Source organism: Mesorhizobium sp. ES1-3 (assembly GCF_020164795.1).
Classification (GTDB): domain Bacteria; phylum Pseudomonadota; class Alphaproteobacteria; order Rhizobiales; family Rhizobiaceae; genus Mesorhizobium.
This window is the reverse complement of the sequence record NZ_JAIUGW010000002.1, coordinates 252,455-266,640: the sequence shown is the minus strand read 5'-3', so window position 1 is coordinate 266,640 and position 14,186 is coordinate 252,455. Positions and strand designations below refer to the sequence as shown.

Genomic DNA, 14,186 nt, shown 5'->3' with positions numbered 1-14,186 from the left:
GCTGGCATGTCCTCAGACAATGGTGAGCGCGATGGGATTCGAACCCATGACCTACTGATTAAAAGTCAGTTGCTCTACCGGCTGAGCTACGCGCTCCCGCGGGCTCGAAAGGCCGCCCTCGAAATTGCGCGGAACATAGGGAGAGTGCCGCGACCGGTCAACCGGAAAAGATGGGTTCCAAACCCGCTCTTTGCCCTAAATCGCTGGCACCTGCTTGCTCCCCGGTTTCTGGCGAGCAGCCAGGCAGGTTCGATCTCAGTCCGGCGGCGGCACCCGGTATGGGGAACAAATCCGACGCGCTATCGTTTTTTGCCCATGGGACGCCCGACAAACCCTTGAGGAGAATACCAATGAATAGAATCACAACGGGCCTGCTTGCCGCCACGCTCTCGGCCACATTCGTCGCGGCGGAGGTGGTGCCGGTGAACGCCCAGCCGGCCTACGTGCCATTATCCCAGGCGGCAACGCCGGACGTACAGACAGTGCAGTACCAGGAGTGGAGAAGGAACCGCTCCTTCCACCGCAATTTCTCGCGCAATCGCAGCTTTAGCCGCAACGGTGACATGTATTGGAATGGCCATCGCGGCTATCGTGAATATCGCCGCGGCTATCGCCGTCATGGCGACTACTGGTTCCCGCTGGCCGCCTTCGCGACTGGCGCCCTGATCACCGGCGCGATCGTCAACGAGAACAACCGCGTCTATGAAGGCAATGCCCATGTGCAGTGGTGCTACGATCACTATCGGAGCTACCGCGCCTCGGACAACACCTTCCAACCGAACAGTGGTCCTCGCCGGGAATGCCGTTCGCCTTACTGATGCGTGGGTAACTATGAGTGACCTGCAAGTGTGAGTGGAAGGCCCGCGGCAGAAACAGCGCGGGCCTTTCCTTATGCGCTCAGCGTCCTGCGCACCGCATCGCGCCAGCCTGCCAACTTGGTGGATCGGATCGAGCTATTCATATCAGGCTCGAACCGTCGCTCAAGCGCCCAGCTTTTCGCAAACTCCCTCGCCGCGGGCCACACGCCCGCCTTCGAGCCGGCGAGCCAGGCGGCCCCCAGCGCGGTCGTCTCCAGGATTGTCGGCCGATCGACCGGCGCATCGAGAATGTCCGCCAGGCGCTGCATGGTCCAGTCCGACGCCACCATGCCGCCATCGACCCTGAGCACGGTTTTTGCCTTGGCGCCCTTCCAATCCTTGTGCATGGCGTCGAGTAGGTCGCGGGTCTGGTAAGCGACTGATTCCAAAGCCGCCCGGGCGAACTCGGCCGGACCGGAATTGCGGGTCAACCCAAAGATGGCGCCGCGCGCCTCGGCGTCCCAGTGCGGCGCGCCAAGCCCGACAAAGGCCGGAACCAGATAGACGTTCTGCGTCGGATCGGCCTCGGCAGCCAGCTTGCCGCTCTGCTCGGCCTTGCCGATCACCTTGATGCCGTCGCGCAGCCATTGCACCGCGGCACCCGCGATGAAGATCGAGCCTTCCAGCGCATAGGTGGTCTTGCCGTTCAGCCGGTAGGCGATGGTCGTCAAGAGGCGGTTCTTCGAACGCACCAGATCGCTGCCGGTGTTGAGCAGCGCAAAACAGCCGGTGCCGTAAGTAGATTTCATCATGCCAGGCTCGAAACAGGCCTGGCCGATGGTCGCGGCATGCTGGTCGCCGGCAACGCCGAGGATTCTTATCTCGGCGCCAAACAGGTTTTTGTCTGTGATTCCATAATCATCGGCGCAGTCTTTGACTTCGGGAAGCATTTTAGCCGGAATATTGAGAATCGCCAAAAGCTCCTCATCCCAGGCATTCTCCGCGATGTTGTAGACCAGCGTGCGTGAGGCGTTGGTGGCGTCGGTGGCGTGCACCTTGCCGCCAGTCAGCCGCCAGATTAAAAAACTGTCGATGGTGCCGGCGAGCAATTCGCCCTTCTCGGCGCGTTTCCTCCCGCCCTTCACCTTGTCCAGCATCCAGGCGATCTTGGTACCCGAGAAATAGGGGTCGAGCAGCAGCCCTGTCTTGCGTGTAAATTTCTTCTCCAGCCCCTGCTTCTTCAGCTTCTGGCACAGCGGTGCTGTGCGGCGGTCCTGCCAGACGATGGCATTGTGGATCGGCTTGCCGGTCGCCTTGTCCCATACGATGACGGTTTCGCGCTGGTTGGTGATGCCGATGGCGGCCACCTCCGACGCATTGCAGCCAGCTTTTTTCAACGCGGCCTTCACGGTCGTCACCACACTTGCCCAGATCTCTTCCGGGTCGTGCTCGACCCAGCCCGAGGCCGGATAATGCTGGGTGAATTCCTTCTGCCCGCTGGCCACCACCTTCATCTGGCCGTCGAACAGGATCGCCCGCGTCGATGTCGTTCCCTGGTCGATTGCCAGCACAAAACCGCTCATTCCCGCATCCTCCGCCTTGACACAAAGAAGGGAGACGGCAACGCGCCGCCTCCCTCAATTTCACACGAGCGCGAACGCCCGCATAGACCGTCTTACTTCTGCCAGCTCTTGACCAACTCGTCGTAGTTGATGGTGACCGGCTTTTCCTTCTCGTTGTCTAGCTTCAGCTGCGGTGCGAGGTTGCCTTTCTTGACCGCGTCCGCATTCCAGTAAGCAAGGTCTTGCTCTTCGGCCATCTTCGGACCGATATCGCCCTGGACGCCCGACTTCTCGATGCGCTCCAGAACCTTCTCCTGATCGGCGCACAGGCCATTCATGGCCTCCTGCGGCGACTTGGCGCCCGACGAGGCGTCACCGATGTTCTGCCACCAGAGCTGTGCCAGCTTCGGATAATCGGGAACGTTGGTGCCGGTCGGCGTCCACTGTACGCGCGCCGGCGAACGGTAGAACTCGATCAGGCCGCCGAGCTTGGGAGCGCGTTCGGTGAAGCTCTTGTCGTGGATCGTGGAGTCGCGGATGAAGGTCAGGCCGACATGGCTCTTCTTCACATCCACGGTCTTGGAGATCACGAACTGCGCGTAGAGCCACGCGGCCTTGGCGCGGTCGGTCGGCGTCGACTTCATCAGCGTCCACGAGCCGACGTCCTGGTAGCCGAGCTTCATGCCGTCCTTCCAGTAGGAGCCGTGCGGCGACGGCGCCATGCGCCATTTCGGCGTGCCGTCGTCGTTCATGACCGGCAGGCCGGGCTTGACCATGTCGGCGGTGAAGGCGGTGTACCAGAATATTTGTTGCGCCACATTGCCCTGCGACGGAACCGGGCCCGATTCAGAGAAGGTCATGCCTTGCGCCTCCGGCGGCGCATAGGCCTTCAACCAGTCGAGGTATTTCTGGATCGCATAGACCGACGCCGGGCCGTTGGTATCGCCGCCGCGCGCCACGCATGAGCCGACCGGACGAGAGTTCTCGTCCACCTTGATGCCCCATTCGTCAACCGGCAGGCCGTTTGGCAGGCCCTTGTCGCCATTGCCGGCCATCGACAGCCAGGCGTCCGTAAACCGCCAGCCGAGTGACGGATCCTTCTTGCCGTAGTCCATGTGGCCATAGACCTTCTTGCCGCCGACGTCGCGGCCGGTGAAGAATTCGGCGATGTCCTCGTAAGCCGACCAGTTGACGGGCACGCCGAGGTCGTAGCCGTATTTCGCCTTGAAGTCGGCCTTGTTCTTCTCGTCGTTGAACCAGTCGTAACGGAACCAGTAGAGGTTCGCGAACTGCTGGTCGGGAAGCTGGTAGAGCTTCTTGTCCGGCGCTGTGGTGAACTTGGTGCCAATGAAGTCGTCGACATCAAGCATCGGATCGGTGACGTCCTTGCCTTCGCCCGCCATCCAGTCAGTCAGGTTTCGCACCTGCTGGTAGCGCCAGTGGGTACCGATCAGGTCCGAATCGTTGACCCAGCCATCATAGATGTTCTGGCCGGTCTGCATCTGGGTCTGGATCTTCTCGACGACGTCGCCTTCCTGGATGACGTCATGCGTGACCTTGATGCCGGTGATGGCGGTGAAGGCAGGCGCAAGCACCTGCGATTCATACTGGTGCGTGGTCAAGGTTTCCGAGACGACCTTGATGTCCATGCCGGCAAACGGCTTGGCCGCATCGATGAACCACTGCATTTCCTTTTCCTGATCGGCGCGCGAGAGCGTCGAAAGAGGTCCTATCTCCTTGTCGAGAAAGGTCTTTGCTTCATCCATTCCGGCATAGGCATTGCCCGCGCCGAGCAACAGGACAAGGGCAGTCGTTGACGTTAAAATTTGCCGTCGCATTGTGTCTCCTCCGAGTTTTTAAAAGGTTTCAAGTGCGATCTGGAGCGACCATCTACGGGCGGCCGCTCCATCAGTATCCCCCTCTATACGTAGCGGAACACGCCAACGGCGTAGACCACGGAGAGAGCGAGAGCCCACCACAGGTTGGGTCCAACCAGACCCAGCCAAGCGAGATGGATGAAGGCGCTGCCAAGCAGCGAAACGAAGAGGCGGTCGCCGCGCGTCGTCTCGAAGCGCAGCACGCCGATACGTGGGTTGCCGCCGGGCGAGGCGTATTCCCAGACACCCATGCCAAGCAGAAGCGCCGCGATGACGCTGAAGAACGCGGCCGTCGGCCAGGTCCATGCCATCCACGAGAAGTCGAGGTTCATGTCACACCCTCCCCAGGGCGAAGCCCTTGGCGATATAGTTTCGCACGAACCAGATCACGAGCGCGCCGGGGATCAGCGTCAGCACGCCGGCGGCTGCCAGCAGACCCCAGTCCATGCCCGACGCCGACACCGTACGCGTCATGGTCGCGGCGATCGGCTTGGCGTCGGTCGTGGTCAGCGTGCGGGCGATCAGCAGCTCGACCCACGAAAACATGAAGCAGAAGAAGCAGGCGACGCCGATGCCGCTGGCGATCAGAGGCATGAAGATCTTGATGAAGAAACGCGGGAAGGAATAGCCGTCGATATAGGCGGTCTCGTCGATCTCCTTCGGCACGCCGGACATGAAACCTTCCAGGATCCACACCGCCAGCGGCACATTGAACAGGCAGTGCGCCAGCGCCACGGCTATGTGCGTGTCGATGAGGCCGAAGGCCGAATAGAGCTGGAAGAACGGCAGCGCGAACACCGCCGGCGGCGCCATGCGGTTGGTCAGCAGCCAGAAGAACAGATGCTTGTCGCCAAGGAAACGATATCGCGAGAAAGCGTAGGCCGCCGGCAGCGCCACCGACACCGAAATCACCATGTTCATGACGACATAGGTGATCGAGTTGATGTAGCCGGAATACCAGGCCTTCTGCGTGAAGATGGTGACGTAGTTGGCAATCGTGGGCGCGTGCGGATAAAGCGTCAGCGAGTTGACGATCTCGGCATTGGTCTTGAAGCTCATGTTGATGAGCCAGTAGATCGGCAGCAGCAGAACGATGATGTAAAGCGTTGGCACGATCCACCACCAGCGCGATTCCTCGCCGCGCCGGCGCATGCGCCGGTCGAGTTCGCCCTGTGACAGCGAACTGGCAATCCCTTCGGTGGCGGCAGTGCCGTTCATTGCATTGCGCTCGGTGCGTTCGTTGGCGTGAGCCATGTCAGCGCTCCGCGTCGTAGTTGGTCATCACGGTGTAGAACACCCACGACAACAACAGGATGATGAGGAAGTAGACCAGCGACATTGCCGCCGCCGGACCAAGGTCGAACTGGCCTAGCGCCGTCTTGACGAGGTCGATCGACAGGAACGTCGTCGAATTGCCCGGACCGCCCCCGGTGACGACGAAGGGTTCGGTGTAGATCATGAAGCTGTCCATGAAGCGCAGCAGCACGGCGATCAGAAGCACGCGCTGCATCTTCGGCAACTGAATGTAGCGAAAGACTGCCCAGCGCGAGGCGCCGTCGATCTTGGCCGCCTGGTAGAAAGCATCGGGGATCGAGACCAGACCGGCATAGCAGAGCAGCACGACAAGGCTGGTCCAGTGCCAGACGTCCATGATGACGATCGTCACCCATGCGTCGAACGGATCCTGCACGTAGTTGTAGTCGATGCCGATCGCGTTGAGGTAGTAGCCCATCAGACCGATGTCGCTGCGCCCGAACACCTGCCAGATGGTGCCGACCACGTTCCACGGTATCAGCAGCGGCAACGACATCAGCACCAGGCACACCGGCACGCCCCAGCCCTTTTTCGGCATGTTGAGCGCGATGAAGATGCCGAGCGGTACCTCGATCGCCAGGATGATGAAGGAAAAGATCAGGTTGCGAACCATCGCTTCCCAGAAGCGGCTTGATGAAAGCAGTTCTTCGAACCACTCCGTGCCTGCCCAGAAGAAGACGTTGTTGCCGAAAGTGTCCTGCACCGAATAGTTGACGACCGTCATCAACGGAATGACGGCGGTGAAGGCCACCAGAACCAGCACCGGCAGCACCAGGAACCAGGCCTTGTTGTTCCAGGTCTTGTCCATCTATGCCCCCATCTCGACACGCCAGGAATCGGCATAGATGTTGATACCGGCCGGATCGAACCGCACCTTCGGTTCGGCCGGAACGGTCTCGTCCTCGCCGATCACCGCCGCGATGTCGCGGCCCTCCAGCTTGGCGCGCACCACCTTGTGGCGGCCGACATCCTCGACCTTGGTGATTGAGACGGCCATGCCGTCGCGGCCGAGCCGTACATATTCCGGGCGGATACCAAGCTCGACGGCTCCGGCGCTGGCCTTCGGCACTCCAGGCAATTCGATCCGTTGCGAGCCGAGCGTCGCCATCCTGCCTTCGATTGCCACCGGCACCACATTCATGCCTGGCGAGCCGATGAAATAGCCGACAAAAGTGTGACGCGGCCGCTCGAACAGTTCCGCCGGCGTGCCGATCTGCACGATGCCGCCATCATACATCACCACGACCTGGTCGGCGAAGGTCAGCGCCTCGGTCTGGTCGTGCGTGACATAGACCATCGTGTAGCCGAAGCGGCGGTGCAACTGCTTCAACTGCGAGCGCAGCACCCATTTCATATGCGGATCGATGACGGTCAGCGGTTCGTCGAACAGGATGGCGTTGACGTCCGAGCGCACCAACCCGCGGCCGAGCGATATCTTCTGCTTCTGGTCGGCGGTCAGGCCCCTCGCCTTCTTCTTCGCCCAGGAGGCCAGGTCGATCATCTCCAGCGTCTCGCGCACCTTGCGGTCGACGTCGGCCTCCGGCACGCCGCGGTTGCGCAGCGGGAAGGCCAGATTGTCGTAGACCGTCATGGTGTCGTAGATGACCGGGAACTGGAACACCTGCGCGATGTTGCGCTCCTGCGTTGACAGGGTAGTCACGTCCCGGCCGTTGAACAGCAGCTGGCCGTGCGAGGGATGAAGCAGGCCTGAAATGATGTTGAGCAGCGTGGTCTTGCCGCAGCCGGACGGCCCGAGCAGCGCATAGGCACCACCATCCTCGAAAGTGTGGTGCACTTCGCGTAGCGCGAAATCGGCATCCGTGCGCGGGTTCGGCAGATAGGAATGCCTGACATGGTTGACGTCGATGCGTGCCATATCGTCCCTCCTAAGCCGCCAGCTTCGGCGCGGTCACGGCGCGGCCGTGCTCGTCGAAGACCATGATGTGACGCGGATCGATGAACACCTCGACCACTGCATCGGTCTCGAAATCCCTGATGCCGTGGGTCAGCATCACCCAGCGCGCATCGGCAAAGTCGAGATGGATGAAGCTTTCGGACCCGGTGATTTCGGTGATGGTGACCTTTGCCCGCACCGGCACCGCGGAGGCATTGGGCCGGTCGAGCGAAAGATGGTGCGGCTGGAAGCCAATCGTATAGTTCGTATCGGTGATGCCGGCGAGTGCTGAGGGCACCGGCAGCTTGACGCCACCCTCGAGCAGGAAGTCCGGGCCTTTCTTGGCCAGCACGATGGTGTTGAGCGGAGGATCGGCGAAGGTCCTGGCCGTCACCAGATCGACCGGTTTGCGGAATACGTCGATGGTCGGCCCGAACTGGGTGATGCGGCCTTCCGACAGCGTTGCCGTGTTGCCGCCGAGCAGCAGGGCCTCGTGCGGCTCGGTGGTGGCATAGACGAAGATGGTGCCGGCGGCGGCAAAGATCCTCGGCAGCTCGGCCCGCAATTCCTCGCGCAGCTTGTAGTCGAGATTGGCAAGCGGCTCGTCGAGCAGCACCAGGCTGGCATTCTTGACGATGGCACGCGCCAGCGCCGTGCGCTGCTGCTGGCCGCCCGACAGGCTGAGCGGGGTGCGGTCGAGATAGGGTGTCAGCTTTAGGAGTGCCGCCGCTTCGCGCACCTGGCTGTCGATTTTGTCCTGCTCGACGCCGGCCACCCTGAGCGGCGAAGCGATGTTGTCGTAGACGGTCATCGCCGGATAGTTGATGAACTGCTGGTAGACCATGGCGATCTTGCGCTTCTGCACCGGCGTGCCGGTGACATTCTGGCCGTCGAACCAGACCGAGCCGGAAGTCGGCACATCGAGGCCGGCCATCAGGCGCATCAGGCTGGTCTTGCCGGAAAGCGTGGGCCCGAGCAAAACGTTGAGCGAGCCGTGCTGAAGCGTCAGCGACACATCGCGGATGTGCTCGACCGCACCCACCGTCTTGGTGACATTCCTCAGTTCAAGCATGACGCCTCCTCCCAGGCTTTCCGCATCAGCTCAAAGCCCCCTTCATTCAGCAGCCGCGACATGCCGCCTGCTTATGCCGCGCATGAATTCATCGAGTGCCGCGACCTGCTCGCGGCCAAGATGCAGGCCGTGCTTGGTCCGCCGCCACAAAACATCTTCCGCCGTGACGGCCCATTCGTTTTCAACGAGATAGCGCACCTCGGCCTCGTGGAGATCGCCACCGAAATTGCGGCCGAGATCGGCAATCGACTTGGCCAAGCCGAGCAAAATCTGTGCACGCGTCCCGTAGAGCCGGGTCAGCCGGCGCGCCAAGCGCTGGTCGAGAAAAGGATAGGCGCTTTTCAGCTTCGCAACCTGCGCATCAAAACCCGTGGCCGGGAATTCGCCGCCTGGCAGCGGCGCATCTGATGTCCACGGCTTGCCGCGCTTGCCGAGAAAACCTTCGACCTTCTCCAGCATCGATTCCGACAGCCGGCGGTAGGTGGTGATCTTGCCGCCAAACGCGTTGACCAGCGGCGCGGCACCCTCGCCGCCATCGGCCTTCAGCACATAGTCACGTGTCGCTTCCTGCGCCTTGGAGGCGCCGTCATCATAGAGCGGACGCACGGCCGAATAGGTCCAGACGATGTCCGAATGCTTGACGGGAACCGCGAAATACTCGCTGGCCGCGGCGCAGAGATAATCGATCTCTGTGTCACTGATCTTCACATCGTGCGGATCGCCTGGATAATCCTGATCGGTGGTGCCGATCAGCGTGAACTCGTCCTCGTAGGGAATGGCGAAGATGATGCGGCCATCCTTGTTCTGGAAAAAATAGGCGCGCGGATCGTCGAACTTCTTGGCGATGACGATGTGGCTGCCCTGGACGAGGCGGACATTGTGAACGTCGTTGAGGCCGACAACGCCGGACAGCACGTGGTCGACCCAAGGACCCGCCGCATTGACCAGCAACCTTGCCTTGACCTCTTCGGTCTCGCCGGTCTGCAGGTTCTCGATCTTTATCGTCCAGATGCCGCCTTCGCGGCGGGCTCCGACCACTTTCGTGCGGGTCCGGATTGTTGCGCCCCGGTCAGCGGCGTCACGTGCATTCAGCGCCACCAGCCGCGCATCGTTGACCCAGCCGTCGGAATATTCGAAAGCCTTCTTGAACAGTGGTTTCAAAGGCTTGCCTGCCGGGTCGCTTGTCATGTCGAGCGTCCTGGTCGCCGGCAGCAATTTGCGCCCGCCAATGTGGTCGTAAAGGAATAGGCCAAGCCGGATCAGCCAGGCGGGGCGCAGGCCCTTGGCATAGGGCAGCACGAAGCGCATAGGCCAGATGATGTGCGGCGCGTTCTTCCACAGAACCTCGCGCTCCATGAGCGCCTCGCGCACCAGGCGGAATTCGTAGAATTCGAGATAGCGCAGCCCGCCATGGATCAGCTTGGTCGAGCCGGACGAGGTTCCGCTGGCGAGATCGTTCATCTCGGCAAGAAAGACCGAAAACCCGCGCCCAACGGCATCACGGGCGATGCCGCAGCCGTTGATGCCGCCACCTATGACGAAAATGTCCCGGACTGAAGATGTGTCCACCCAATTCCTCCACGATTTCGCATTGCACCATTTTGGGTCTTTTACGAAACCGTGGCGGAATTATTTCGAACTCATAACGAATGTCAAACGAAATATCACGAGCCTGTGAGAGGACGGCGAAATGCCTAGCCAAGCGATGTCTCGATCAGCTGAACCTCGGCCTCCTGGCAGATTTTGCGCACCGACGCGATATCGCAGCGATCGGTGATGAAGGTGTTGACCTGCGACAGGTGACCAATGCGCACCGGCGCCGTACGCTCGAATTTGGTCTGGTCGGATACAAGGATGACGTGCCTGGCATTGGCGATGATCGCTTGCGCTACCTTCACCTCTCGAAAATCGAAGTCGAGCAAGGCGCCATCATGATCGATGGCAGAGGCGCCGATAACAGCATAATCGACTTTGAACTGCCGGATGAAATCGACTGCCGCCTCGCCGACGACACCCCCGTCCGAGCCGCGCACCACGCCCCCTGCAATCACCACCTCGATCGAGGGATAGATGCGCATCCTATTGGCAACGTTAATGTTATTGGTGATGACCATCAGGCCGTCATGATCGAGCAATGCCTTGCTGACCGCTTCCGTCGTGGTGCCGATGTTGATGAACAGCGAGGCGTTGTCGGGGATCAACCTGGCCGCCGCGCGGCCGATCGCTTCCTTCTCGTCCGCCGCGATCTTGCGCCTGGCTTCATACTCCATGTTCTCGATACCAGACGGGAACAAGGCGCCGCCATGAATGCGCGAAAGTAGCCGTTGGTCGCACAGATCATTGAGGTCCTTGCGTATGGTCTGCGGCGTCACGTTGAAATGCGTGGCCAGGTCATCGACCAGCACGCGGCCATTGTCCTTGGCCATCTGAATGATCTCGGCATGGCGCGGCGACAGATACATCAGACAAGCTCCCGTTTTCGTTTTTCTTGCTTATAATCGAAAACGAAACCGTTGAAAAGGCATAAGCCGGCTAACGAAATCCGATGATTGCACGGGTGAACCTCCCCGCGACCTCGATCCAGCCTTTTCAGGCCGTGGCACGCGCAATTTCGGTAATGACGGTGAAAGCAATATCGACATCCTCTGCCGTCGTATCGAACTGGCCGACCTGGAAGCGGATCGCCACCCTGCCATCGACTTTCGTTTGCGTCAGGTAGATGCGGCCATCGTCGTTGATCATGTTGACCAGCCGCAGATTGTGCTCGCCGGCATCGGCGCCCGAGCCAGCCTTGTGCCGGAACGAAAACAGCGACAGCATCGGCTCGCTGACAATCTCGAAATCCGGCTCCCTTGCCAGGCGCGTGGCAAGGCCTTCGCTCCAGGCGACATGGTTGCGGATCATGGTTCGCAGATTTTCCAGTCCATGGGCGCGCAGCAGAAACCAAAGCTTCAGCGCGCGGAAGCGCCGGCCGAGCGGCACCGACCATTCTGAGTAGTTGATGATGCCGTCATGGCCGTGCGTCTTGAGATAGTCGGGCTTGATGGCCAGCGTCCTGACATGGCTCGAGGGGTCACGCAGGAACTGGATCGAGCAATCGAACTGCGCGCCGAGCCATTTGTGCGGATTGAAGACGATCGAGTCCGCGCCTTCGACGCCGATCCAGAAATGCCGGAACTCCGGACAGATCATCGCCGACCCGGCCCAGGCGGCATCGACATGCAGGTAGAGCCCGTGCCGCCGGGCAATCTCCGCGACCGCTGCAATATCGTCCGTGCCGCCGGTGCTAGTGCCGCCGACGCAGGCGATAATGCCGGCCGGCAGCATGCCGGCTTTCCGGTCGGCGATGATGGCTGCTTCCAGGGCCGCCGTGTCCATGGCGCGAAAACGGCCGGCGACCGGAATGCGCACCAGATTGTCCTCACCGATGCCTGACACCCAGATCGCCCGGTCGATCGATGTATGCACCTGGTCGGAAGAATAGATCCGCAACCTCGACTGTCCAAACAAGCCCTTTTTGTTGCCTTGCCAATCGAGCACCCGCTCGCGCATCGTCAGCACGGCGTTCAGTGTCGCCGAGGAGGCCGAATCCTGGATGACGCCGGAAAAGCCTTCCGGCAGGCCGAGCGCCTGGCGCATCCAGTCGACGGTGCGTGTTTCAAGCTCGGTCGCCGCCGGTGACGTCTGCCAAAGCATGCATTGCGCGGCCATCGCCGACACCAGATACTCCGCCACCACCGAGACGGGCGCCGCGTTTGCCGGGAAATAGGCGAAGAAGCGCGGGTGCTGCCAATGGGTCATCCCTGGCACGATCTTGGCTTCAAAGTCGGCGAAAATCCTGTCCATCGGTTCCGCCTCTTCGGGCGGCGATGCCTCGATGCTCCTGAAAATGTCGCCCGGCTCGACCAGCGGCCGCACCGGCTGCTCACGCAAATTGTTGCGATAGTCGGCGCCCCAAACGGCGGCGCGTTGCGACCATTCCCGGAAATCATCATTGTTCATCTTGTCCTCCCGACATGATCCTTAGCTGCCGGTGGTTGCCGCCGGCTCTTCAGATATTAATTAACATGTGAAATAATTGCAATCGCCGTCAAGTGGCGAAACAGCGGACTAGCCAGGAAAATCCGGCAAACTGGCGAAAGCCGTCTTCAGGGCATTCGACCATCCGTCAGAGATCGTGCGGTAATACTGATCGTCCTGGGCGATCCGCTTTTTCAGGCCGACCCGAAAGGCGTCCTGTTCCAGAAAAAGGAGGTCGAGCGGCAAGCCGACCGACAGGTTCGACTTCAACGTCGAATCGAACGACACCAGCAGGAGTTTCACCGTCGCGGCGAGGCTCATCGTCTTTTCGTAGGCGCGAATGATGATCGGTTTGCCGTATTTGGTTTCGCCGATCTGGAAGAACGGCGTGTCGTCGGTCGATTCGATGAAATTGCCTTCGGGATAGATCATGAAAAGGCGCGGCGGGCTGCCCTTGATCTGCCCGCCGAGGATGAAGGAGGCATTGAAATAGGAATCGGCCTTCTCGCCGGCGGGCGACGATTGCGCGATCACCTCTTTCACCGTGTCGCCGACCAGCCGCACCGTCTGGTACATGGACGGCGTTTCGAGCAGCTTCTCGTGGCGGTCGCTCACCGCCTTGGTACGCTCGTCCAGCAGGCTGACCACGGCCTGCGTCGTCGCCAGATTGCCGGCCGACATCAAGACGATGACACGCTCGCCAGGCTGTTCCCAGACATGCATCTTCTTGAAGGTCGAGATCGAATCCATGCCGGCATTGGTGCGCGTGTCCGACATGAACACGAGCCCGCGATCGATCTTGAGGCCGACGCAATAGGTCATGGAATCTCTTGAGGCAGCAATCCCTGGGGGATTACTGCTCTACCGTGACGGTGACCGCAAGCAGTTCTTCCGCCTGTCCCAGCCGAATTCCCGACACCGGCGAAGCGTCACGGTAGTCGCGGCCGGTGGCCACCTTCACATAGCGTTCGTCGGGAGAAATACCGTTGGCGGGATCGAAGGCAACCCAACCGAGGCCGGCGACATGAGCCTCGGCCCAGGCGTGGCTCGCCGCCTGCTCCACCGCATCCATCATCAGATAGCCGCTGACGTAGCGAGCAGGAAATCCCATGGCGCGCGCGGCGGCGGCAAAAATGTGGCTATGGTCCTGGCAGACTCCGGTTTTCAGGACCAAGGCCTCCTCGGCCGAGGTTGTCGCATTGGTGGTTCCCGGCGTGTAGGCGACGCGTTCGCCGATGGCGGCCATCAGCCGGTGCAGTCTTTCGAGGTCGTTGCCCTTGCCGACCGCCTCGGTAAGATTACGGATACCGTCGCCTATGGCGGTCAAAGCGGTCTCCTGCGCGAACAGCCAGAGCGGCGCGAAGCCTTGGTGCGGCCCACAGACGCCCGATGTATCGCGCGTCACCACCTCGCCCAACGCTTCGACTGTGATGAAGTCGTGATCACCTTCGACGCTCAACAGCCTGTTGTCGTTGCCGTAGTGGTCGGCAAATCGCACTTCCTCGCGCGCGCCTTCGACCTTCAGCGCCCAGGACAGCACGGTCTGGGTCGGCCCGCTCATGGGCAGCAGCCGCAGCCTCTGAAGCAAATACTGCACCGGTGCGTCGTAGCGGTATTCGGTCCGGTGCGTGATTTTCAGCCGCATGGCTT

The 14,186-nt window shown here is 61.0% G+C and carries 13 protein-coding genes and 1 tRNA gene; 1 reads left to right on the top strand and 13 read right to left on the bottom strand.

Translation table 11 applies throughout. The features are described 5' to 3' along the window. Positions 1-20: 20 nt before the first annotated feature. Positions 21-96 (bottom strand) — tRNA-Lys (locus LB536_RS04320). 254 nt (positions 97-350) lie between these two features. Here LB536_RS04320 and LB536_RS04315 point away from each other — a divergent pair. After that, complete coding sequence (locus LB536_RS04315; protein WP_224590235.1) at positions 351-818, top strand: BA14K family protein; 468 nt, start codon at positions 351-353, stop codon at positions 816-818. 71 nt (positions 819-889) lie between these two features. On the opposite strand, the gene glpK is transcribed toward LB536_RS04315, so the two are convergent. The 12 genes from glpK to LB536_RS04255 form a co-directional block, all read right to left on the bottom strand. Beyond that, positions 890-2,380, bottom strand: a complete 1,491-nt coding sequence (gene glpK / locus LB536_RS04310; protein ID WP_224590234.1) for a glycerol kinase GlpK — start codon at positions 2,378-2,380, stop codon at positions 890-892. Between the two features lie 92 nt (positions 2,381-2,472). Continuing rightward, a complete protein-coding gene (locus tag LB536_RS04305; protein WP_140757501.1) occupies positions 2,473-4,197 on the bottom strand; it encodes an ABC transporter substrate-binding protein in 1,725 nt (574 codons plus the stop codon). An 83-nt stretch (positions 4,198-4,280) separates the two neighbouring features. Next, entirely contained in the window at positions 4,281-4,568 is a 288-nt protein-coding gene (locus LB536_RS04300) for a DUF2160 domain-containing protein (protein ID WP_140757502.1), read from the bottom strand. A 1-nt stretch (position 4,569) separates the two neighbouring features. Beyond that, positions 4,570-5,490, bottom strand: coding sequence for a carbohydrate ABC transporter permease (locus LB536_RS04295; RefSeq protein WP_140757503.1), 921 nt, complete (start codon positions 5,488-5,490; stop codon positions 4,570-4,572). A gap of 1 nt (position 5,491) precedes the next feature. After that, a complete protein-coding gene (locus tag LB536_RS04290) occupies positions 5,492-6,358 on the bottom strand; it encodes a carbohydrate ABC transporter permease (protein WP_140757504.1) in 867 nt (288 codons plus the stop codon). Next, positions 6,359-7,426 (bottom strand): ABC transporter ATP-binding protein, encoded by a 1,068-nt coding sequence (locus LB536_RS04285; RefSeq protein ID WP_224590233.1) that lies wholly within the window; start codon positions 7,424-7,426, stop codon positions 6,359-6,361. It lies immediately after the preceding gene. A gap of 10 nt (positions 7,427-7,436) precedes the next feature. Then, positions 7,437-8,516: an ABC transporter ATP-binding protein gene (locus tag LB536_RS04280; RefSeq protein ID WP_224590232.1), complete on the bottom strand. Its 1,080-nt coding sequence runs from the start codon at positions 8,514-8,516 to the stop codon at positions 7,437-7,439. Positions 8,517-8,558: 42 nt separating this feature from the next. Further along, positions 8,559-10,085 (bottom strand): glycerol-3-phosphate dehydrogenase, encoded by a 1,527-nt coding sequence (gene glpD / locus LB536_RS04275; RefSeq protein WP_224590231.1) that lies wholly within the window; start codon positions 10,083-10,085, stop codon positions 8,559-8,561. Between the two features lie 125 nt (positions 10,086-10,210). Then, positions 10,211-10,978 (bottom strand): DeoR/GlpR family DNA-binding transcription regulator, encoded by a 768-nt coding sequence (locus LB536_RS04270; protein WP_140503763.1) that lies wholly within the window; start codon positions 10,976-10,978, stop codon positions 10,211-10,213. Positions 10,979-11,105: 127 nt separating this feature from the next. Then, positions 11,106-12,518, bottom strand: coding sequence for a pyridoxal phosphate-dependent decarboxylase family protein (locus LB536_RS04265; RefSeq protein ID WP_224590230.1), 1,413 nt, complete (start codon positions 12,516-12,518; stop codon positions 11,106-11,108). A 108-nt stretch (positions 12,519-12,626) separates the two neighbouring features. After that, positions 12,627-13,358 carry a peptidase gene (locus tag LB536_RS04260; RefSeq protein WP_224590229.1) on the bottom strand — a complete coding sequence of 244 codons (732 nt, stop codon included), beginning with the start codon at positions 13,356-13,358 and terminating at the stop codon, positions 12,627-12,629. Between the two features lie 31 nt (positions 13,359-13,389). Further along, positions 13,390-14,181 carry a transglutaminase domain-containing protein gene (locus LB536_RS04255; protein ID WP_224590228.1) on the bottom strand — a complete coding sequence of 264 codons (792 nt, stop codon included), beginning with the start codon at positions 14,179-14,181 and terminating at the stop codon, positions 13,390-13,392. Positions 14,182-14,186: the final 5 nt, after the last annotated feature.